Consider the following 23158-nt stretch of genomic DNA (forward strand, 5'->3'; position numbering starts at 1 on the left):
GAACAGCTCACGGTCGTACTTGAGGTGGACCAACGCCTCCGACCCGCGCACCACCACCTCGACGACCAGCGGGTTCTCGCCCTCCTGGGTCAGCTCCAGGGCGTCGTCGAAGACGGTCTGCCCGGCGGCCATGTCCTGGTCGCCGCCGACGCCCTGTTGCAGGTAGAAGCCGATGTCGAAGGAGACCGCGGTGCCGCCCGCGCGGCGCAGGTCACCGACCACGGCGGCGAACGGGTAGGAGCTGTGCTCCTCGGCCTGCGCCATGTGGTCGTGCACGGCCGTCATCAGCTCGGCGAGGCTGCGCCGCGGGTCGCAGTCGACCCTTACCACCACCGGATTGATCAGGTAGCCCACGGTGCGGTCGAATCGCTCGGAGATCCGGCCGTCGGTCGGCACCATGACGCTGATGTCGCGGTGACCGGAGTGCCGGTGCAGCAGTGCGGCGAAGGCACCCAGCAGCACGCTGAAGGGGGTCAGTCCGGCCGCGCCGGCGACCCGGCGGACGGCCGTCCAGGTCTCCTCCGGCAGCCGGAACTGCACCATCGCGCCGGTGTCGGCGGTGGGCGGCTCGCCCCGGTGCCGATCGGTGATCGCGTCGAGGACCGGACCGCTGGAGGCACCGGCCAGCCGGTCGAGCCACCAACGGCGGTGCGTGTCGGCCTCCGGCCCGTCGAGCAGTTCCCGCTGACGGCGGACGAACTCGCGGTACGGGGTGGCCGGCTCGACCGGCGGCAGAACGCCTCGACGGACCAGCGCGTCGTGGCAGGCCACGATGTCGCGCAGCAGCAGGTGGCTGGAGATCCCGTCGGTGATCATGTGATGGAACACCAGGAGCAGCAGTGTCCGGCCACCGGGCGCCGCGATCAGCCACATCCGGTGCAGGGGGTCGTGCTCCAGGTCGAACGGGGTGTGCACCAGGCGCCGGATGCGCGCGGCGAACTCCCCGTCGGTGACGTGCCGGAGGTCGAGCCGGACCACCTCGGCGGGGCGCTCGGTGATCTCCTGCACCGGCGTGGTCCCGTCCAGCCGGACGGCGATCCGCAGACCGGGCTGCCTTTCCACGGCGGCGATCAGGGCCCGGGTGAGCACGTCCGGGTCGGTCCCGTCGCCCAGCCACAGCCCCAGCGGCAGGTTGTAGGAGGTGGTGCCGGGCCGACTCGCGTGGATGGCCCAGAGCGCCGCCTGGCCACGGCTGAGCGGGTACGGCCCCGGCTCCGGCACTGTGACGGTCAGGCCGCGCAGCAGCGACTCGGCGATGTCGTCCGGCAGCTCGCCGGCGGCGACCGCGGCGAGGACATCGCGCAGTGCCGGGCTCATCGGACGCCCCCCTGCCGCAGCTCGGCCAGCGCGTCGTCGACCGTGACCGATCCGTCGCGCAGCCCGGCCAGCAGGGCGCCGACTCCGTGGGCGGCGACCGGCGCGGGGGTGGGCTCGGGCGCCGCGGCCGAGGCGGCGGCCGGCGCAGGCGTCGACTCGGGCGGGGCGGCCGCGGGCAGCGGTCCGTACGTGTCGTGCACGGCCTGGGCCAGAGCGCGCACGGTCTGCCCGACACCGAACATGCGGGCGGGTATGTCGACGCCGTAGGTGGCGCCGAGGCGGCGGCTGAGGCGGCGCAGGCCCAGTGAGTCCACGCCGACGTCGGACAGCACCCGGTCGGGCGGCAGACGGTCCGGTGCCATGCCCAGGTGCGCGGCGAGCAGGGTGCGGACGTGGTCGCGCACAGCTGCCTCCGGATCGCCTTCGGTGTCCGCTCCGGCCACTGTCGGCGCCGGCCCGGACGGGGGGACCGGTACGGCCGCTACGGGCTCGGACCATGTGTCGGTGATCCGATCCGGATCGATTCCGGCGAGCCCGGCCGAGGCGGCCTGAGCATGGTCGAATCGCGGCCCGGGGGTGATCCAGTAGCTCTGCCGGGTGAAGGCGGAGACCGGCGCCGGAACCCGGCGGATCGGCTCCCCCGGCCACAGCTCGGCCCAGTCGATCTCGACGCCGTCCACCCACAGTCTGGCGATCTTTTCGAGCTTGCCGGCCGCCACCACGGTGCGCAGGTACTGGCGTCCCTCGGGGCCGTCCAGCAGCAGTGCCGTGCCGGTCCCTTGCCCGTCGCCCGCGCTGACGCCGTCGGCAGTCGCGCCGACCAGCCACTCCTCCAGGCGTTTCACCAGGCCGGCGAGGTCGTCCGCGACCACGGCGAGCCGCTCGGCGAAGACCTCCCGGCCGGTCTGCAGTGTGTAGGCGAGGGCGGCCGGGTCCACCTGGCCGGCGTCCCGCGCCCAGCGGACCAGGTTCTCGGCGTTGCCACGCAGCCGCTCGGCGTCGCGGGCGGACAGCACGAAGAGGTAGGGCCCGGTGCGACCGGCGCTCGGCCGGGTGCGGAACTCCTCCAGCACGAGGTGCGCGTTGACACCGCCGAGACCGAACGAGCTCAGCCCTGCGCGCAGCGGCGCCTCGGTGCCGTCCGGGCCGGTCACGCGCCGCCACGGCTCACCGTCGCGCAGCACGTGCAGCGGGCTGCCGTCGAGACGCAGGTGCGGGTTGAGCGTCTCCAGGTGCGGGTTGCCGGGCAGCTCGCGGTGCCGCATGGCGAGCAGCACCTTGATCAGCCCGGTCACGCCGGCGGCCGCCTCCAGGTGCCCGGTGTTGCTCTTCACCGCGCCGAGCGCGACACGGTGATCGGTGCCGTCGGTGCCGTGATCGGCGTACAGCTGCCGGAAGGCGGTCTTGAGGCCTTCGATCTCGACCGGATCGCCCAGCTCGGTGCCGGTCCCGTGGGTCTCCACGTAGGTCACCGTGCGCGGGTCGGTCCCGGCGCGGCGGTGCGCGGCCACGATGCAGGCGGCCTGGGCGGCCGGGTTCGGCGCGGTGAGCGAGTTGCTGCGCCCACCGTGGTTGATCGCGCTGCCGCGCAGCACGCCGTGGATGACGTCTCCGTCCGCGAGGGCCGTGCTGAGCCTCTTGAGCACCACGACCCCCACCCCCTCGGCCCGGGCGATGCCGTTGGCGCGGGCGTCGAAGGCGCGGCAGCGGCCGTCCGGGCTGAGCATGTCGGCCTGGCTCATGTCGACGAACAGGGTCGGCGACGCGATCACGTTGACGCCGCCGGCCAGTGCGACCGTGCAGTCCCCCCGCTGGATCGCCTCCGCCGCGTGGTGCACGGCGACCAGCGACGACGAGCAGGCGGTGTCGATCGTCTCGGACGGGCCGTGCAGGTCCAGCAGGTACGACACCCGGTTGGACAGGATGGCGTGCGCCCGGCCGACGGTGCCGTACCCGTCGAGCGGCACCCCCAGCGCGTGCTGGAGCTCGAAGTAGTCGTAGGTGCTGCTGCCGACGAAGACGCCGGTGTCGGTGCCGGCCAGGGCGGAGGGCCGGATACCGGCGTCCTCGATCGCCGTCCAGGTCGCTTCGAGCACCAGCCGGTGCTGCGGGTCCATCGCGACCGCCTCGGTGGGCGAGATGCCGAAGAAGTCCGCGTCGAACAGGTCCACTCGGCGCAGGAACCCGCCCCAGCGGGCGGTGGTGCGGAATTCCCCGGGCTCGGGGTCGCCGTGGATGCGCCGCCAGTCCCAGCGGTCCGCCGGGATCTCGGTGACCAGGTCGTCGCCGGCGGCCAGGTGGGCCCAGAACTCGTCCAGGTCGTCCGAGCCCGGCAGCAGGCCGGCCATGCCGACGATGGCGACGCCGTCCGCATCGGCGGGCTCCGCCGCGCCGGCGGCTCCGATGCCCGCGACCGGCCCCGAGGAAGCGACCCGCCCGGGTGGGACAGCTGGAGCCGGAGGCACGACCGGGGCGGTGGGTGCCACGGGACGATAGTGGCGGGCCAGCTCTTCCCCGTACTCCTCAATGATCTTCGCCACCAGCCCGCCGGCGGTGGCCACCCCGAAGAACGCCGCCGGGGTCGCGTCCAGGTCCCAGCGCATGTTCACCTGGTGGCTGAGCTTGGTGTACATGATGGAGTCGAAGCCGAACCGGCTGAGCTGGTCGTTCTCGGTCAGTTCGGCAGCGCTCAGCCCTGCCACGCCGCACACCAGAGCCAGCAGGTCGGCGGCCACCGCCGCACGCCACGGTTCGGCGCCCGGCGGAACAGGCTGCGCATCGGCCGACGTGACAGCCGGCGGAGCCGGCTCCGGGCCGGGCGTCCGCACGCCGATTCCGGACAGAGCCTTGTCGGTACCCGAGACGACCACCACCTGAACCTCCTGTCGGCCGAGCGCGCCGGCCAGTGCCTCGATGCCCGTGCGGGGCGGGAGCGGATGAAGACCGGCCGCGGCCAGCCGGTCCCGGTGGCGCTCGGTGAGCGCCGAGCCCGACCACGGCCCCCAGTTCAGGACGCGGACCGGGAAGGGCAGCCGGGCGGCGAGTGCCTGCCCGATCGCGTCCTGGGCCGTGCAGGCGGCGGCGTACGCGGCCTGGCCCGGGTTGCCCAGGAACGACTGCACCGAGGAGAAGATCGCGAAGAAGTCCAGGTCGCGGCCGCCGATCGCCTCGGCGATCGCCAGCGTGGTCCGGGTCTTCGCGTTCAGCCCCTCGGCGAACCAGTCCTCGTCCAGCGCCGCCAGCGACCGGTCCCGCGCCACTGTTGCCGCGTTCACCACGCCGTGGATCACGCCGACCCGGTCGAACACCGCCCGCATCCGTTCCGCGTCGCGAGCGTCCGCCTGGTGGAACTCCACGGACGCGCCGGTCGGGTCGAACGCGGCGATCCGGGCGGCCCGGGCGCCGTCCGGGCGGGTCCGGCCGATCAGCACCACCCTTGCGCGGTGTTCCCGGACCAGGTGCTCGGCCACGTCGAGGCCGACATCCCCGGCGCCGCCGACCAGCACGTACGTCCCGCCGTCCCGGAACACCGGCCGGGTGCCGGTGTCGTCGAGCGGCCGGAGCACCCGCTGGTACCAGTGACCCGAACGCAGCGCGTAGTCGCCCGGCATGGCGGCGGCGACCGTGGTGGCGTCATCGGGGCCGACGTCGATCGCGCTGATCCGCCACCTCTCGCATTCCCGGCGGGCCGACTTCACCAGTCCGTGCGCGGCCGCCGCCACCGGGTCGGTGACCGGCCCGTCCACGGCCGTGGCGGCGCGGGTGACCACGGTCAGCGTGAGCTCGCCCGCGCCGGCCGGCCGGGTCTGCAGGTGCCGGATCACCCGGAACAGCTCCCGGACGGCGGGCTCGCCGCCGGTGACGACCGCGTGCACGAGGGTGGGCGTGGGCAGCGCGTCCAGCGACGTGGAGGTGACCCGGTGCGTGTCGCTCGCCGGGTAGTCGTCGTCGCCGAGCAGCCAGACCGGTCCGTCGTCCGGAGGGCGGGTGCTCGCGTCCGCGATTCGCTGCCAGCGCGGCGCGTAGGCGCCCACGGGCTCGCCGGGTGAGCAGGGCTCCTCCGGCCGCGCGCCGATCCAGCACCGGCGCCGCTCGAACGGGTAGGTGGGCAGCGGGATCAGCGTGCCGCCGGTGTCCGGCCAGACGGCATCGGCTCCGGCCACCCACCGGTCGGCTGGTGTGACGCCGTCGGGGCGGGCCAGCGCGGGGTGGCCGGTGCCGTCGATCGCCGCGCCGAGGGCCGCGACGAGCGTCGGCCGGTCGGCGGCGGTCACCGCCAGCCGCTCGGTCATCGCGTCCCGGCCGTGCTGCAACGTGTGGGCCACGTCCACCAGTTCGACGTCCGAGTCCAGGGCGGCACGCAGCGCGCTCGCGTAGCGGCGCAGGGCCTCGGGGGTCCGGGCCGAGAGCGGGAACACCTGCGGACCGGCCGGCTCCGCCGGGACCGCCGGCCGGTCCGGCTCCTCCACCACGACATGGGCGTTCACCCCGCCGTAGCCGAAGGAGCTGACCCCGGCGCGGCGCCTGCCACCGCCCGGCGGGCGGTGCCAGGGGGTCGCCTGCCGGATCAGACGGAACGGGCTGCCCTCGAGCCGCAGGTGCGGGTTCGGCTCCCCCAGCCCGGCCACCGGCGGCAGGACGCCATGGCGCATCGCCAGCAGGACCTTGAGCAACCCGGCGATGCCGGCGGCGGACTCCAGGTGTCCGATGTTCGCCTTGACCGCGCCCAGCCCGCAGAACGGCTCGCCAGGCAGCCCACCGTGACGGCGTGCCAGCTCGTCGAAGGCCAGCCGCAACCCGTTGATCTCGACCGGGTCGCCCAGCTCGGTGCCCGTGCCGTGGGTCTCCAGGTATCCCACGGTGGCCGGGTCGACGCCCGCCGCCGTGTAGGCGCGCACGATCATCGCGGCCTGTCCGGCGGGGTTGGGCGCGGTCAGCGAACGGGCCCGGCCGCCGTGGTTGACCGCGGAGCCGCGCAGCAGCCCCCTGACCCGGTGCCGGCCCGCCGCGCCGGCCCGGGTCAGCACGACCAGGCCCAGCCCTTCTCCCCGGACGAATCCGTCCGCGCGGGCGTCGAACGCCTGGCACCGCCCGGACGGGCTGAGCATGCCGGTGCGGCTGAGCAGCAGGTGGTTGTGCGGTGACAGGATCAGGTTGATGCCTCCGGCGACCGCGACGTCGCACTCCCCGGAGCGAATCGCCGCGGCGGCGCGGTGGATCGCGACCAGGGAGCTGGAGCAACCGGTGTTGACCGGCTCGCTCGGCCCGCGCAGGTCCAGCAGGTAGGACACCCGGTTGACCAGGATGGAGTGCGCGGTCGCGGTGGCCGCGTGCGCGTCGACGGGCACGTCCGAGCGGCGTCGGATCTCGTCGTAGTCGCTGGATCCCGCGCCGACGAACAGCCCGACCGGCCGGCCGGCGAGCGTGCCGGGCGGCAGGCCGGCGTCCTCCAGCGCCGTCCACACGCCCTCCAGCAGCAGCCGCTGCTGGGGGTCCATGCCGGCGGCTTCCTGCGGCGAGATCCCGAAGAACAGCGGGTCGAACATGTCTGCGTCGCTGATGAAGCCGCCGCGCCGGGCCGGCACGTCGGCGGGCAGGGATCGCCAGTCCCACCGGTTCGCGGGTACGTCGGTGACCAGGTCGTCCCCGGCGACCAGGTGGTTCCAGAAGTCGTCCAGGTCGCGGCTGCCGGGCAGCCGGGCAGCCATCCCGATCACCGCGATCAGGTCGTCGGTTCCGGTCCGCGGCGCGGAGCGCGGCGGCGCCTCGGCTTCCGCCGGCTCCGGTACGGCCTGCGCGTACCGTTCACGCAGGGTGGCGCCGTAGTCCCGCTCGAGCCGGGCGACCAGCGCGCGCAGGGTGGCGGTCTCGTAGAACAGGGTGGGCGTCACGTCGAAACCGAAGGTGTCGTTGAGCCGCCCGGCGAGCAGGCTGTAGCTGACCGAGTCGAACCCGTAGTCACCGATCTCGGTGTCCAGGTCGAGATCCTCGACGGGGATGCCGGAGGCCTCCGAGGTCAGCGCCAGAAGCTCGGTGGTGAACGAGGCGCCGTCGTGTGCCGGGGCCTGCAGCGCCGTGACCCGCCCGGGTGCCGGCGCCGGTGCCGGTTCGGCGGCTCGTGCCGCGGCGGCCACGACGACGTGCTGGAAGTTGCGGCTGGTCTCACCGTCCGTGGGCAGGGCCCGGAACCCGTCGTAGCCGGCGCCGGTCAGCACCGCGTTCCAGCCGGCCACGTCCAGCAGTGGCGATCCGGGCAGCCGCAGGTGGGTGTCGGTGTGTGCCCACCAGCCGTCGAACAGTCCGTACGTGACGGTGGCGGCCAGAGTGACCGTGGTCAGCTCGTTGAGCAGCAACTGCCCGCCGGTGCGCAGCACGGTGCGCAGGTGCCGCACGGCGCGGCTCACGTCCGAGGTGGCGTGCAGGACGTTCGCGCCGACGGCGAGGTCGAAGGCGTCCGCGGGGAAGCCCTGGGCGACCGGGTCGGTGTCGAGGTCCAGGCGCTTGAACCGCGTGAAGGGGTACCGCGCGCCGAACTCTCGGCGGCCGTGGGCCAGGAACGCCGCCGACAGGTCGGTGTACCAGTACTCCAGGTGCTCGCCGTGGGGAGCCAGGGCGCGCAGCAGACCGGCGGTGGTGCCGCCGGTGCCCGAACCGACCTCGACGATCCGGATCCGCTCGCCGGGACGCAGCTGCTCCCGGCGGCGGCCGACGCGCTCCAGCAGCCTCGCGGTGAGCACGTCGTTGTAGAGGTCGCTGATCGGGTTGTCCCGGTAGATCCGCTCCATCGCGGAGGTGCCCGAGGCGGGGAACAGCAGGTCGGTGGCGAGCAACTCGCCGCGGAGCAGCATCGGGTAGCGGTCGAGGCAGCGGCGCAGCAGCTCGACGAAGACCGCGGACGCCGGATTGGCCGCGGCCAGTTCGCCGAGACGCCCGGCGTGACCACCGGTGAGGGCCTCGGTCAGCGCGGCCCGATCCGGCCGGAACCGGTTCTGGTGGACGGTGAGCACCCCGTCGTCGGCGAGCATGGTCAGCAGGGTGTGCAGCAGGCGGTCGTAGCGGGGGGTGACACCCACCCGGCGGGCCACCTCGGCCGCATCCGGGTCGGGTCCGTCCCATGCGCCCATCTCGTGCAGTACGGCCAGCAGGGCGCTGCGGGCGATGGCGGTCATTTTCTCGTCGACGGCGTGGAAGTCGTCGACGACCCGCAGGTCGGCGCTGGTCAACAGCCCGTCGGCAGGTGTCACGGCCGGTGTCGTCCCTTCGCTGGGGGTCATCCGCTGCCGCAGGGCGGCGGTGCCGGGCACCACCAGGAGCTGCGGAGCCGGCCGGCGCAGCGCCTCGGCCAGCGCGGTGAAGCCGGTGTCGGGGGTGATGGAGTGGAATCCGGCGGCGGTCAGTTCGGCGCGGTGCTTGTCGGTGGCGACTGAGCCGACCGTGCCCCAGAAACCCCAGTCGACGGCCCGGACCGGGTACGGCAGGCGTTCGTCGAGGGTGTGTGCGTAGGCGTCGAGGAAGGTTGATCCGGCGGCGTAGTTGGCCAGGCCGGGCTCGCCGAGGAAGGACTGGGCGGAGGAGAAGAAGAGCAGGAAGTCGAGTTCCGATGCGCCGATCGTGTCCACCAGAGCGGCGGCGACACCGGACTTGGCCGCCAGGCTCTCGGCGAGGTCGTCGTCGGAGAGGTCGCGGACCAGACGGGAGCGCTGCACCATCGCCGCGTGCATGATCCCGTGCACCCGGCCGGCCTGTTCCAGTACCGCGGCGAGCTGCCCGGCGTCGCAGGCGTCGGCACGGAAGTAGCGGATCCGGTGCTCGGCCGCGAGGTCGGGACGCTTCCGGCGGCCGACCAGCACCACCTCCGCGTCCCACTCCGCGACCAGCTTGCGGGCCAGGGCCAGGCCGATACCGCCGCCGCCACCGACGATCAGGTAGCGGCCGCCCCTGCGCAGCAGCTCGGGGCCGTGCGGGGCGGGGGCCTCGCCCAGCACCTGTCGGTGCGCGGTCGTCCCGGTGCAGGCGATCCGGGTCCCGCGCCGCGCCGGGGCCAGTACGTCCGCGGTCAGGTGGTCCGGGTCGAGGTCGACGACGGCGACCGACCACCTGCGGTGTTCGTTCTCGAGGACCCGGGCGAAGCCGTGGACCCCGGCCGCGTACGGGTCGGTGAGCCGCCGTCCGGGCGCGGCGGCCGCCCCCGCGGTGACCACGACCCAGTCGATCTCGGGCAGCCGGGCCCAGCGGCGGGCGTACGCGGCCAGCGCCCGGACCCCGGACGCTTCCCCGCCGGCGACCCGCGCGGCTTCGGATCCGGCCGTGGGTGCCGGGCCGGTGAGCAGGTAGACCACCCGCGGGTCCGCGGTCACCCGGCCGCCGATCGCGACGAGCTGCGCGCCGGGATTCCGGGCGGCCAGTTCGGCGGCCAGTCCCCTCCGTTCCGGTGCGTAGAGCACCACGACCGGGCCGTCCGGCGTCACCGGCTCGGGAGCGGGACACGGCTCCCACCGCGGAACGTCGGCGCCCGGCGACACCGGCTCCGGGCGCGGCGCCGCCACGCCGGGCGCCGCAGCGGTGCCCGGGCCGGTGACGCCGGTTCCGCCGGTGCCCGTCCCGACCCAGCAGCGCACCCGCTCGAACGGGTAGCCGGGCAGGGAGATCTTGCGGGCCCGCCGTTCACGGTGCAGCACGCCCCAGTCCGGGACGGCGCCCTTCACCCAGGCCTCGGCCAGCGTGTCCGGGTCGGCCGACGCGGGGGTGCCGACCGGCTCCGTGGCGCGTCCCCGGTGGACGCGCGACTCGTCACCGTTCAGGAAGCCCCGCAGCGCCGCGCGGAGCTCCTCGACGTCCGCGGCCACCACGGCCAGCCGCTCGGTCATCGCGTCGCGCCCGACCTGCGTGGTGTGGGCGATGTCCGCCAGCGAGACGCCGCCGCCCAGTGCCGCGGCCACCGCGGACAGGCTCGACTGGGCGTCCACCCGGGGCGGCTGTCCTTCGCTTCGGGCGGCCACGGCCCGCATCAGCCGGCGCAGATCGTCCGCGTCCAGGCCCAGCTCCTCGAAGGAGGCGTCCCGGTCGGCGCCGGCGAGCCCGGCCGCGTCGGCCAGGTCCGCCAGCTGGTCCCCGGCGGGCAGCTCGGCGTAGCGCTCGGCGAGCAGGCGCAGGGCCTGCGGGGTACGTGCGGACAGCAGCACGACCTGTGGGCCGTCTCCGGTTCCCGGGGCCGGTGCCGGGTACTCCTCGACCACGAGGTGGGCGTTGCTGCCCCCGGCGCCGAACGCGCTGATGCCGGCGCGCCGGGGCGCGTCGCCGGTGGTGTGCCACGGGCCGACGTCCTGCTGGACACTGAGCGGGGAGTGCTCCCAGTCGATCGCCTCGTTCGCCGGTCGTGCGTGCAGCGAGGGCACCAGGGTGCGGTGCCGCAGTTGCAGCAGCACCTTGGTCAGCCCGGCGATGCCGGCCGCGGACTCCAGGTGCCCGATGCCGGACTTCACCGAGCCGAGTCGAGTGTCACCGGTTGCGAAGACCTGGCTGAGCGCGGAGATCTCCACCGGATCGCCGAGGGCGGTGCCGGTGCCGTGCGCCTCCAGGTAGCTCACCGTGGCCGGGTCCACGCCGGCGCGGTGCAGCGCCTGCCGGACCACGTCCGCCTGCGCCGTCGGGTTCGGGACGTAGAAGCCGCCGGCACGCCCGCCGTGGTTGACGGCACTGCCCTTGATCACCGCGAGCACGCGATCGCCGTCCGCCACGGCGGCTGCCAGGGGTTTCAGGACGACGACACCGACGCCCTCACCGGGGACATACCCGTCGCCGCCGGCACCGAAGGCCCGGCACCGCCCGTCCGTCGAGACGAACCCGACCTGGCTCAGGTGCAGATACTTGTACGGGTGGACGATCAGGTTCACGCCGCCGGCCAGCGCCAGCTCGCTCTCTCCGGAGCGCAGGCTCTCGCAGGCCAGGTGCAGCGCTGTCAGCGAGGACGAGCACATGGTGTCCAGCGCGAGGCTGGGACCGCGCGCGTCGAGGAAGTAGGAGACCCGGTTCGCGACCGCCGACGTGAACGACGTCGGCAGCACCGGCAGCCGGTCCTCGGCGCCGAGGCCGAGCATCTGGTACTGAGTGAACATGACGCCGGCGAAGACGCCCACGGGCCGGCCGGCGACCGCGGCGCGGGGGACGCCGGCGTCCTCCAAAGCGTGCCACGCGGTCTGCAGGAACAACCGTTCCTGCGGGTCCATGCCCTCGGCCTCACGCGGGGTGATCCGGAAGAACGCGGGGTCGAACTCGTCGATCCCGTCCAGGAAGGCGCCCCATTTGCTGTACGAGCGCCCGGCGGCCCGTTCTGGTTCGAAGAAGCCGGCCAGACGCCAGCGCCGTTCCGGGATCTCGGTGACGCAGTCGCGTCCGTCGAGCAGGTTCGCCCAGAACCGGTCCAGGTCCGGAGCCATCGGATAGCGGCCCGCCACACCGATCACGGCGATGTCCCGGCCGGACGGCTTCGGATCGCCCGCGGTTGCCGCGAGGGGTTCCCGAACGGTCGTCGCGGAGGAGGCGACCGCGGCCACGGACGGTTCCAGGGTCGTGGCCACGGAAGCGGTCTCCGGCTCGCGCAGTTCCAGTGCCCGGCGGGCGTGGTCGGGTCGTCCGTGCAGCACGACGACCTCGCCGCCCCGGTGGTCCCGGACCGCGTCGAGAATCGCACGGCCCTCGTCGGTCGGCAGCGGAATCTGGCCCTGCCGCCGGAACACCGCCTCGGTCGCCGCGTCGGTGCGCATGCCCCCGTCCGCCCACAGCGGCCAGGCGACCGAGGTGAACCCGTACTCACGGGCGCAAGCGTCGACGAAGGCGTTCGCCGCGGCGTAGTCCACCTGCCCGACGTTGCCCGCGACACCGGTCACCGACGAGAAGGCGACGAAGAAGTCGAGGCCGAGACGGCGGGTCGCGTCGTGCAGCAGCAACGTGCCGCGCACCTTGGGCGCCAGCACGGCCGACAGGTCGTCCGGTGACTTCCCTGCCAGCAGGCCGTCCCTGAGGACCCCGGCGGTGTGCACCACCCCGTCGAGGCGGCCGTGCCGGGCGACGATCCCGTCGATCAGGGCCTGCACGTCGGCGGCCACGGTGACGTCGGTGCGTACGAACTCGGCGTTCGGCACCTCCCTGGGCGGGGTACGCCCGGCGAGTACCACCGTGGCGCCCTGTTCGGTGAAGGACGCCGCGAGCGCACGGCCCAGGCCGCCCGCGCCACCGGTGATCAGGTAGACACCGCCGGGCCGGAGCGGCCGCGCTCCGCCGGGCGCCGCGTCGTGGTAGCGGCGCACGAGCCGACCGCCGTCGTGCCGGACCCAGGTCTCGCCGTGGCCGGACAGTTCGGCGAGAACGGCCCGGGGATCGGGGTCGCCGACGCATTCCACCGCGGTCACGGCCAGGCGCGGCTGCTCCAGGCGGATGGTGCGGGCCATTCCGGCCACCGCCGCGGCGACCAGCGGCCGGGCGACGTGCACCACCGGCACCGGGGCGTCCAGCAGCACCTGGGCGAGCGCCAGCATCTCCCGGCACGCGGTCTCCACGTCCTCCGGTAGGTCGTCGCCGGCCTGCGGGCCGAGGTGCACGACCGAGTCCGGGGCGCTGGGCAGGTCGGCCAGCAGGGCTCGCAGGTCGTCCGGCGCGCCGGGGCGCAGCTCGTACTCTCGCTCCCCCAGCCGCCGGAAAGCCGGGCCGCGCCGGGCGGTGATCTGGTCCGGCCGCAGCCGGGCGTCGCCGATGACCAGCAGGGACCCGATCGACGGCGGGTCCGGCCAGGCCGCCGGCTGCCATGCGCCGGTCAGGCAGGCGGTGGTCGCCGGGGTGTCGCCGGGCGGTGGCGCCTCGGTGCGCGGCCGGTCAGGGATCAGGCCGGCCAGGTGGTCCGTGACCGCGTCGACGGTGGGGTACTCGAACAGCAGCGTCGGGTAGAGCGTGATGTCCCACCGCTCCTCGAAGGAGCGGACCAGGGCGAGCAGGTCCGTCGACTCCAGGCCGAGGTCGTAGAAGCCGCGGTCACCCTCCACGTCCACCAGGTCCGGGTCGGCCGCGACCTGCCGGACCAGCTCGACGATCTCGGCGCGCAGCGAGGCGCCCGGCGCGGGCGCGGGAGTGGCCACGGGCGCGGGAGTGGCCACGGGCGCGGGTGCCGCGGTCGCCGAGGGGGTGAGCCGGGTGATCGCCTCGGTGGAGCGGACCCGCTTGAGGACCAGGCCGGTGAATCGGGCCGCCGGCAGGCCCGAGGCGTCGTACAGGTCGATGTCGGCCTTGACGATGTCGGCGGCCGGGCCCGCCGGGGTGAGCCGTATCTCGACCGTGCACGTGTCGCCGAGTGGCCGCACCGCGCGGAACTCACCGATGTGCAGGGGGATCAGCGGTCGCTCGTCGGCTCCGGCCTCGGCGAACGCCAGCGCGTACGCCTGCATGGTCGACCCGTCGAGCAGGGCCGGGTGCAGCATGAAGTCGTCCGCCGTGGCCCGAGCCTCGGTGCCGAGCGCGAGCTGCGCCCGTACCGTGCCGGCCTCGACCCGCATCGTGCCGTGACAGCGCATGAAGTCACGGTGCTCGATCCCCACCGACCTGCCGATGGTGTAGACCTCGCCGATGTCTCGCGGCGGTGCGGCTCCCGCCGGGCTCGGCGATCCGGTCAGGGCCGACAGGCCGACGCGGAGGATGGCCCGTAGGTGCGTGGTCTGTCCGTCGTCGGCCGGAGCTCCGGCGTGAACGCGTCGACTGGTCGCCGTGACACGTGTGAGGCCGCCGTCCGGTTCCAGCAGGACCGTGACCTCCCGGTCGGAGTCCTCGGTGGTGGTGAGCGGCTCGACGAAGAGAACGTCGCTGAGCCCGGCGTCGCCCGGCTCGATACCGCGCTCGCCGAGCAGGCGGTACACGATGTCGAGGAAGGTCACCCCTGGCAGTGTGCGCACGCCGTGCACGCGGTGATCGTCGACGATCGGGTTGTCCCCGGTCAGCCGAAGAAGGCAGCGAACAGCCAGACGGTCCACGTGTTCTCTCCCCGTGGTCGCAGCTCAGCGGTGGGAACGGTCGAGCGCGGGGGCCGCGACCGGCGTGACGGTGAGATCGAGGCGCGCCGACCGGACCGGTCCGGCGGCGGGGCGGGCGGGACTCGTGCGCATCTCGGCAAGGCGAGGCCAGTACCGGCGACGCCGGTACTCCGGTGGCGGGAGCGGACCCCGGCCGGTCCCCTCGGGCGCGCCGGGGCCGAGTACGACGTGGGCGTTGGTGCCGCCGAATCCGAAGGCGCTGACCGCGACGCGGCTGCCGGCGGGCAGCTCGGTCGTCGTCCGCGCGGGGAAGAACGGTGACTCGGTGAACGCGAACCGCGGATTGGGCCGCTCGCAGTGCAGGGTCGGGACGATCAGCCCGTGCCGGAGCGTCTGCACGGCTTTGATGAAGCCGGCGATCCCGGCCGCGCTGAGCAGGTGGCCCATCGAGCTCTTGACGCTGCCGATCCCGCAGTACTCCCGGTCGCCGGTGTGCTGCCGGTAGACGGCGGTCAGCGCCTGCAACTCGATCGGGTCGCCGATCATCGTGCCGGTGCCGTGCGCCTCGACGTATCCGATGGTGCGCGCGTCGATGCCGCCGCGGGCGAGCACGTCGGTGATCAGCGCCCGCTGGGCGTGCCCGTTCGGGGTGGTGTGGCCCATCGTGCGGCCGTCGTTGTTGACACCGGACGCTTCGATGACCGCGAGGATCCGGTCGCCGTCGCGTTCGGCGTCGTCGAGACGCTTCAGCATCACCAGCCCGGCGCCCTCTCCCGGGACGAAGCCGTCGGCGGACTCGTCGAAGGTGCGGCAGCGTCCGGTGGGTGACAGCGCCTTGCCGGCGCTGAGCATCAGGTACGGCTCCTCGTCCAGCAGCAGGTCCACGCCGCCGGCCAGCGCCATGTCGGACTCGCCCAGCATCAGGCTCTGCGCCGCCAGGTGCACGCTGACCAGCGCCGACGAGCACGCGCTGTCGACCACGAGGTTCGGCCCGGCGAGGTCGAGGAAGTGCGACACGTGCGCCGCGATGTAGTTCTGGTTGATGCCGACGATGGACTCGCGGGTCAGCGGTCGCAGGTATGCGCGGTGGTTGCCGGTCCGGCCGCCGACGAAGACGCCGACCCGGCGGCCGCGCAACTCCTCGTCCGTGTACCCGGCGTCGCGGACGCACTCGACGGCGACCTCCAGCGTCTTGCGCACCAGCGGGTCGAGCTGCCGTGCCGTCTCGTCGTCGAAGCCGAAGTAGCCCGGGTCGAACAGGGCGGCGTCGTCGAGGAAGCCGCCCCACCGGCTCTGGCTGAACCCGGGGCCGCCGTCCGGCCGGTAGAGCGCCGTGGTGTCCCACCGGTCCGCCGGCACGTCGCCGACCATGTCCCGCCCGGCGAGCAGTGTCTGCCACAGCTGCCCCGGGTCGGCGGCGCCGGGTAGCCGGCAGCCCATCCCGATGACGGCGATCCGCATCGGCGTGCCGTCCGCGGCGGGCGTCCGTGCCGGCGCCGCGGACTCCACCGGGCCGGCGGCCGGGGCGCGCACTCCTCCGTCGGTGAGGGCGGCGGCGAGCCGGGCCAGTGTCGGATGCTCCTGGAGCAGGCTGGGATCCACGACGTCGCCGAGCGCCGCCTCGAGATCGCGGACCAGCTCGGCCATCAGCAACGAGTCCACGCCGAGGTCGACGAGGTTGGTGTCGGGCCGCAGCAGGGACCGGTCGGTGCGCGTGGTCCGGGCCACCACGTCGGCCAGCCAGTCGATGTCGTCCGGCTCCGGCCCGTCCGCCGGGGCGGTGACCGGCGCCGGGGCCGCCTCGGGGGCACGCCGGGGCGCCCGGAACAGCTCGTCGGCCGGCACCGTCGTCCGGCGCGTCAGGCAGGGCAGCAGTACCGGCTCGCCCGGCACCCGCAGCGCCAGGTCGAGCAGGCGCAGCGCGTCGGCCTCCGCCAGGTCGGGGATGCCCAGCTCGGTCCCGGCGCTGGTACGCCGCTCGCCCATCCCGACGTCCCGCCAGAGCGGCCACCGCAGCGACCGGACCACACACCCGGGCTCCTCCGCGTGCGCCTCGGCGAAGTCGTCGAGGACGTTGTTGGCCGCGGCGTAGTCCAGATGGCCCCCGGCCAGCCGCGGCGGCCCGGCCGCGATCGAGGAGAACAACACCATCAGCCGCGGCGGACGGCTGCCGAACGCCGCCCACAGTGTCTCGACGGCGAGCTTGGGCCGCAGCACGTCACCGATCTCGCCGGCCGTCTTGGCCAGGAACGACCGGGGCTGGTGCATGACTCCCGCGCAGTGGAAGACGGCCGCGATCCCGCCGGCACGGCTTCGATGCCGGTTGATCAGCCGGCGCAGCGTGACCACCTCGTTCAGCGCATGTGTGTGGACGGAAAGCTTCACGTCCCGGGCGGCGAGGGCCAGCAGTGCGGTGAGGCGCGCACGCAGCTGCGGGTCGGTCGACGACTCGGCGACCAGGGACGCCCATCGGTTGCGGGCAGGCAGTTCGGAGCGGCCGATCAGGACGAGGTGCCGCGCGCCACGGTCGGCCAGGTGCTCGGCGAGGCGCAGGCCGATTCCGCCGACGCCCCCGGTGATCACAACGGCGCCCCGGTCCAGACCGGTCAGCGGGTCGAAGTCGCCGGGCTGGGCGAACCCGGCCACGCGGCGCCGCCGCCGGGAGCCGGTGTAGCGGATCTCGGTCTCCTGGTCGTCGGCCGTGCTCTCGGCCGCGACCGCGGCGGCCAGGTCCGCGTCGTCACCGTCGACCCGGACGGTACGGGAGACCACCGTGGGCAGTTCTCCGGAGACGGCGCGGTAGAAGCCGGCCGGCGCCGAGCGGCGGGCGCCGCTGACGTGCAGGCAGCGCAGTCCGGTACGCGGATACCGGCCGAGCACCTCGCGCAGCGCCTCGATCCGCTCGGTGACCAGCGCGCCCGGTTCGTTCCAGTCGACCAGATCGGCGACGCCGGCCAGGCCGGGCACGGCCGGCAGCGGATCGCCGGGGCGATGCGCGACGGCGTCGGCGCCGAACAGCGTCGGCGCCAGGTCCGGGTCCGTCGTGAGGACCAGGAAGCGGCCGCGCCGAGCAGGCGTGGGTGGCGGCGCGTCCTGCCAGGCCGCGGTGAGGAACTGAGGGGCGGCCGTGGGCGCCGCCCAGTGCTGGTAGCGGCGGAACGGGTAGGTCGGCAGCGACACGACGGGGGCAGCCGGCACCGGGTCCTCGATCCCGGCGGCGTCGGCGAGCGGCTCGGCGTCGACGGTGAGCGGCTCGGCATCGACGGCGGCGGCCAGCGCGTCCGCGAGCTCGTCGAGGTCGGCCGCCGTGACGGTGACGCGGCAGGCCAGCGTGGCCCGGCCGGTGCTCATCGTCCGAGCGATCGAGGCGAGCGGGGGCGCTTGCGGTGACCGCACCACGTTCAGCAGCGCGACGAGCGCGTCCCGCAGGGCCTGCGGGGTACGGGCCGACACCGGCACCGCCACCCGGCCGGACGGCAGCGCCTCGGCGGCCGGCGGTGCCTCCTCCAGGACCACGTGCGCGTTCGTGCCACCCATGCCGAACGAGCTGACCCCGGCCCGGCGTGGGCCGCCGCCGGGCGGCGGCTTCCACGCGGCCTGTTCCAGTTGGAGCCGTAGCGGTGACCCGGACAGGTTGATCATGCGGTTCGTCCGGCGTACGTTGCGGGTGGCCGGCAGGGTCCGGTGGCGCATCGCGAGAATGACTTTGATCATTCCGGCGATGCCGGCGGCGGCCTCCAGATGACCGATGTTGGTCTTGATCGATCCGATGCCGCAGTGCGGCGTGTCCGGCATCGGGTGCTGACTGCGGGCGTACAGCCGGCGGAACGCCGCCGCCATGGCCGACACCTCGATCGGGTCGCCCAGCCGGGTACCGGTGCCGTGCGCCTCGATGTAGCCGACGGTGGCGGGGTCGACGCCCGCCGTGGTGTACGCGCTGACCAGCAGGTCGGCCTGGGCCTCCGGGTTGGGCGCGGTGAACGACTGCGCCTGTCCGCCGTGGTTGACCGCCACCTCGCGGATCACCGCGTGCACCTGGTCGCCGTCGGCGAGGGCCCGGTCGAGGGGTTTGAGCAGCAACGCGCACGCCCCCTCGCCGCGGACGTAGCCGTCGGCGCCGTCGTCGAACGTGTGGCAGCGGCCGCGCGGGCTCAGCACGCCGGCCCGCTGGTAGGCCGCGTGCCGTCCCGGGTCGCACAGCACGTTCACGCCGCCCGCGAAGGCCTGGTCGCATTCTCCGGCCCGCAGCGCCGCGACGGCCTGGGCGACCGCGACCAGCGACGACGAGCAGAGTGTGTCCACGGTGACGCTCGGGCCGCGCAGGCCCAGGGCGTACGAGACCCGGTTGGCCACCAGCGACGGGGAGACCGCGACGCTCAGGTGCGGTTCGTCGCGCCCGGCGTGCTCGGCGAGCACGGTGGCGTAGTCGGAGTGGCACACCCCGGTGAAGACGCCGGTCAGGCTGCCCGCCAGCGTGGTGGGATCTTGTCCGGCATCCTCGGCCGTCGCCCAGGCCACCTCGAGCATGAGTCGCTGCTGGGGGTCCATCAGCGCGGCCTCGCGGGGGCTGATGGCGAAGAATTCGTGGTCGAAGCGGCGGATGTCGTCGAGCAGCGCCGCCCGTCCCACCAGATCCGGGTGCGCGGCGTTGTCCCACCGGTCGATCGGGATGTCGCGGATCGCGTCCTCGTCGCGGCCGAGCAGGTCCCAGAGTTCACCCACGCTGTCCGCCCCGGGGAAGCGTCCGGCCATGCCGATCACCGCGATCGGCGCCGAGGCGTCCGGCTTCGGTGCGGCCGTGGCGGCATCCGGTCGCGACTCGTGGTCTTCGCCGCGGATCACCCGCGCCATGGCGGCGGCGGTGAAGGCCTGGAACATGGCGCTGGGATCGATCTGCAGGCCATGCTCGTCGTGGGCCAGGGCCACGACCTCGGCCAGCGCGACACTGTCCAGGCCGTACCGCCGCAGGTCGTCGTCGGTGGTCAGGGAGCCGGCGGGGCGGCCCAGCGCCCGTTCCAGCAGCGGCAGCAGCACCGTGTCCAGGTCGTCGGTCACGGGCACCGGGGCCGGCGGGGCCGTCGCGGCGCGGGGGGTGGCTGCGTCACCCCAGAGCCCGCCGAACACGCTGGGCCCGCGCAGTGCCTTGACCGTCTCGATCCGGGCCAGCGGCCTGTCGTCACCCTCGCGCAGCAACGTCGAGGTCAGCACCGCTCGGTGACCGTCCTCCAGGCGCAGGTCGTCGAGCCGGTATCGCACGGTGTCCTCGGCGCCGCAGTTCGCCAGATACACGACGTCGCGGCTGACGGTGGCGGCCTCGGTGGCCCACTCACCGCCTGGCGCCAGCGAGTGCAGGTACCGGCGCTCGCCGTGGTCGTTGATGTGCGGGTAGGAGGCGAAGTAGAGCAGGCCGAGGGCGTTGACGTCGACGACCGGGTTGAGCTCGTAACGCTCGGTGTGCAACCCGGGACCTTCGACGTGGCGCCCGCTCCGCTCCTGGAAGTCGTGGAGGAAGGCCAGTTGGCCGGCGTCCGGCTCACGGGCCGGCAGGCAGCCGGGAAGCTGTGGCACGCCGGGAACCAGCCAGTTGCGGTCCGAGCGGCGGACGAAGACGGTGAGCAGCCGGACGTCGACGTGTGCCGTACCGGTGGCGAACCGGATGTCGGACAGGAACCGCCGGTCGTCCAGTCGGGTCAGTTCACCGCTCATCTCGCCTTCGTCGAGCTCGGCGAAGGAGGCGAGCGAGGCGCTCGCGGTGTGCCGGACCCGGACGAAGGCCGGGAGCAACCGGGTGCCGTCGGCGTCGGCGAGTTTGTTGACCGAGGTGCCGAAGTACTCACCGATCAACGACCAGTGGAGGTCGCCGGACTCGCGTAACAGCCAGTTCTCGGAGAGGCCACCGGTGGCGAGCGTCGGCAGGCCCAGCACCACGTGCCGGGCGGTCACGAGGCAGAACCGGAGGGGTGGTGACCGGGGAACTGCGCGTGGCCGCACTGCCGCCTGCCATGCCCCCGTATTCGGTGATATAACGGGCCAGAACTCACACTCGTCTGCATCAGAAAACTCCCCCGTGTCATCCGTCGAATGCAGAACGTAGCCCAGTGGATCACTCCCGTCTACAGCGCCTTGTGAGGACTTAGCGCCTTGGCAAGCGTGATCCACTACCGCCCGGGGAACGGGTCGAGACGGTCACTCCTGCAGCACACACCGGAGAATGCCGGGTCCCCACCACCCGCCTCGCGAGTCGAACCTGGAGGACGCAGTGGACGAGATGTGCGACATTCTTCACACCGTGCAAGCGGATCGTCACTCATGACCACCGAAGCCGGCGACGCCGGATCGCTGAACGCGCTCCTGCCGTCCGGTGTCGCCGTTTCCGAGCTGTTCACCGACCCACCGCACATCGACCTGCACCCGCAGGAGGAAGCCGTCGTGGCCCGCGCAGTCGACAAGCGCCGCCGCGAGTTCGCCGCCGTCCGTCTCTGCGCACGCACCGCGCTGAGACGGATCGGAGTGCCCCCCGGACCGATCCTGCCGGGCCCCAAGGGCGCACCGCAGTGGCCGGACGGGGTGATCGGCAGCATGACGCACTGTGACGGCTACCGAGCGGCGGCGGTAGCTCGCCGCGGCAGGCTGGCCTCGATCGGCATCGACGCCGAGCCGCACGCCGCTCTGCCCGACGGTGTGGAAAAGCTGACCGCGCTGCCCGAGGAGCGGATGGCCCTGGCCCGGCTGGCCGTCACCCACCCTCACATCCACTGGGACCGGCTGCTGTTCAGCGCGAAAGAGAGCGTTTACAAGGCGTGGTTCCCCTTGACCGGCCGCTGGCTGGACTTCACGGAATGCCTCATCACTCCCGATCCGGAACATCACACCTTCACGGCCGACCTGACCGTGCCCGGACCGGTCGTCGCCGGAGACCGGATCAGCCGGTTCACCGGACGCTGGAACGCCGGAGGTGACGCCCGGCACGTCGTCACCGCCGTCACCGTGCCATGGCCGGCATGACGGCCCCCATCAGCCGGCCGCGCCGCAGAATCCCCGCGTCATCGTGGCCGCCTTCGAAGCTTTGACCAGGTCGTTGACCGACCGAGTGGGACCGTGATCGAAGCCGCTGTGACAACTGTGGTTTCCGATCGCGGAGTTGGAACCATGGTTGTCACAGGCGCGTGGTCAGCCGGCGGAGACAGCCTCAGCGGGGTCCGTCTCGTCCCCGACCGCGGAGGGGGCGTTCTTCGGACCCCGGAGGGCGATGTGGACGAACAGGACGCCCATGATGACGGAGCCTGCCCACATGGCCTGCTGCCAGCCGTCGACGAATGACTGCTGCGCCGCGTGGAGCACGTCTGGTGCGTGTGGTCCGGTGCTGCCCGCCACCTCAACGGCGTTGGCGACGCCCTCCCGGGCGGTGTCCGCGGCGCCTCGGGGGATGCCGTGCAGCCTGTCGTCGATGGCGTTGCGGTAGCCGGCGGACACGAGTGCGCCGAGCAGGGCGACGCCGAGTGCGGTGCCGAATTCGCGGGTGACGTCGTTGAGGGCGGAGGCGACACCCTGCTTCTCCCGCGGCAGGGAGGCGGTGATGACCTCCGTGGACGGGGTCATCGACAGGCCCATGCCGACGCCCATGGCGAGCAGGCCGGGCAGGACGGGCAGGTAGCCCCCGCTGACGGAGACGAACAGCGCCATGAGCGCCGTGCCGACGCCTGCCAGTGCGATGCCCACGGCCATGGTCCACCGTGCGCCGATCCCTGCGGCCAGCTTGGGGGCCAGGCCGGAGGCCGTCATCATCGCGAGGGCCATGGGCATCATCGCGACCGTGGACAGCAGGCCCGACCAGCCGAGTACGGCCTGGAAGAACGGGAAGAGGACCACGCCGATGCCCGCCTGGACACCGAAGACCACCAGCAGCGTGATCGAGCCGCCCGACAGTCCCCGCTCCCGGAACAGGCGCACGTCCAGCAGGGAGGCGTCGCGGCGGTGCAGCTCCCAGGCCACGAAACCGACGGTGGCGATGAGGCCGACGGTCAGGCCGATCAGCGTCTCGGGCGCGGTCCAGCCGCGTTCGGGGCCTTCCTGCAGGACGAAGATGAGACCGACCACGGCGAAGACGGAGACCAGCGCGCCGATGGTGTCGAACCGACGGGCCGAGGTCTCGCGGGAGTTGGGAACCGACTTCAGCGTCATGGCCAGCGCCACGAGGACCAGGACCGCGGGCAGGACGAACAGCCAGCGCCAGTCGGCGACGTCGACGAGGAGCGCGGAGAGGAACATGCCCAGGATGCCGCCGCCTCCGGCGATACCGGTCCACACGCCGATCGCCTTGCCTCGCTGCTCCTCGGGGAAGGTGGAGGTGATGACGGCGAGCGTGATGGGCATGATCATGGCGGCGCCGACGCCGCTGGCCACGCGGGCGGTGAGCATCACCTCCGCCGTCGGGGCCAGCCCCGCGACCACGGTGGCGATGCCGAACACGCCCAGTCCGGCAACAAGCATCGGCTTGCGGCCCAGGCGGTCGCCGAGGGCGCCGAGCGGCAGCAGCAGCGCGGCCAGGGCCAGGGTGTAGATGTTGATGATCCACAGGATCGTGCTCTGCGATGCGCCGAATTCCACGGCCATGTGGGTCTGCGCGACGTTCAGCCCGGTCACCGAGGCGATGACCGCCATCAGGGCGACGGAGACGGCGGTCAGGATCGTGCGGAGCTGACGCGCGTCGGGGACGCCCCGGCCGTCGGCCTGCGTGACCGGGACGGGCTGGTTGGTACTCATGGATTCCTCTCGTAAGGGCATGCCGAGTCGGCGCCGGAGCAGGGCCGGCCGCCGGGTGAGGGGGA

Annotated in this window: 5 protein-coding genes (1 of these 5 running past the window's edge); 1 reads left to right on the forward strand and 4 read right to left on the reverse strand. The window is 73.5% G+C overall.

The window, feature by feature from the left end:
- The 3 genes in view from KUM32_RS18545 to KUM32_RS18555 are tightly spaced (at most 24 nt apart) and all read right to left on the reverse strand, a layout consistent with a single transcriptional unit that may run on beyond the window.
- Window positions 1-1317, reverse strand: the start of a protein-coding gene (locus KUM32_RS18545; RefSeq protein WP_217143031.1) for a non-ribosomal peptide synthetase. It extends 3276 nt beyond the left edge of the window; 1317 of the gene's 4593 nt are visible here — the first part of the coding sequence; the start codon lies at window positions 1315-1317; its stop codon lies off the left edge, out of view.
- A complete protein-coding gene (locus tag KUM32_RS18550) occupies window positions 1314-14330 on the reverse strand; it encodes an SDR family NAD(P)-dependent oxidoreductase (RefSeq protein WP_217143032.1) in 13017 nt (4338 codons plus the stop codon). The genes KUM32_RS18545 and KUM32_RS18550 overlap by 4 nt, the downstream gene beginning before the upstream one ends.
- Window positions 14331-14354: 24 nt before the next feature.
- Window positions 14355-20273, reverse strand: a complete 5919-nt coding sequence (locus KUM32_RS18555) for a beta-ketoacyl synthase N-terminal-like domain-containing protein (RefSeq protein ID WP_308408676.1) — start codon at window positions 20271-20273, stop codon at window positions 14355-14357.
- A 366-nt stretch (window positions 20274-20639) separates the two neighbouring features.
- Here KUM32_RS18555 and KUM32_RS18560 point away from each other — a divergent pair, with 366 nt between their 5' ends.
- Window positions 20640-21335 (forward strand): 4'-phosphopantetheinyl transferase, encoded by a 696-nt coding sequence (locus KUM32_RS18560; RefSeq protein ID WP_217143033.1) that lies wholly within the window; start codon window positions 20640-20642, stop codon window positions 21333-21335.
- Between the two features lie 165 nt (window positions 21336-21500).
- Here the strand turns inward: KUM32_RS18560 and KUM32_RS18565 are convergent, their stop codons facing one another.
- The gene (locus KUM32_RS18565) at window positions 21501-23093 is read right to left on the reverse strand and encodes an MFS transporter (protein ID WP_217143034.1); all 1593 of its coding nucleotides are present in this window, start codon (window positions 23091-23093) and stop codon (window positions 21501-21503) included.
- Between the last annotated feature and the right edge of the window lie 65 nt (window positions 23094-23158).

It is taken from the genome of Streptomyces sp. AC627_RSS907 (assembly GCF_019049165.1).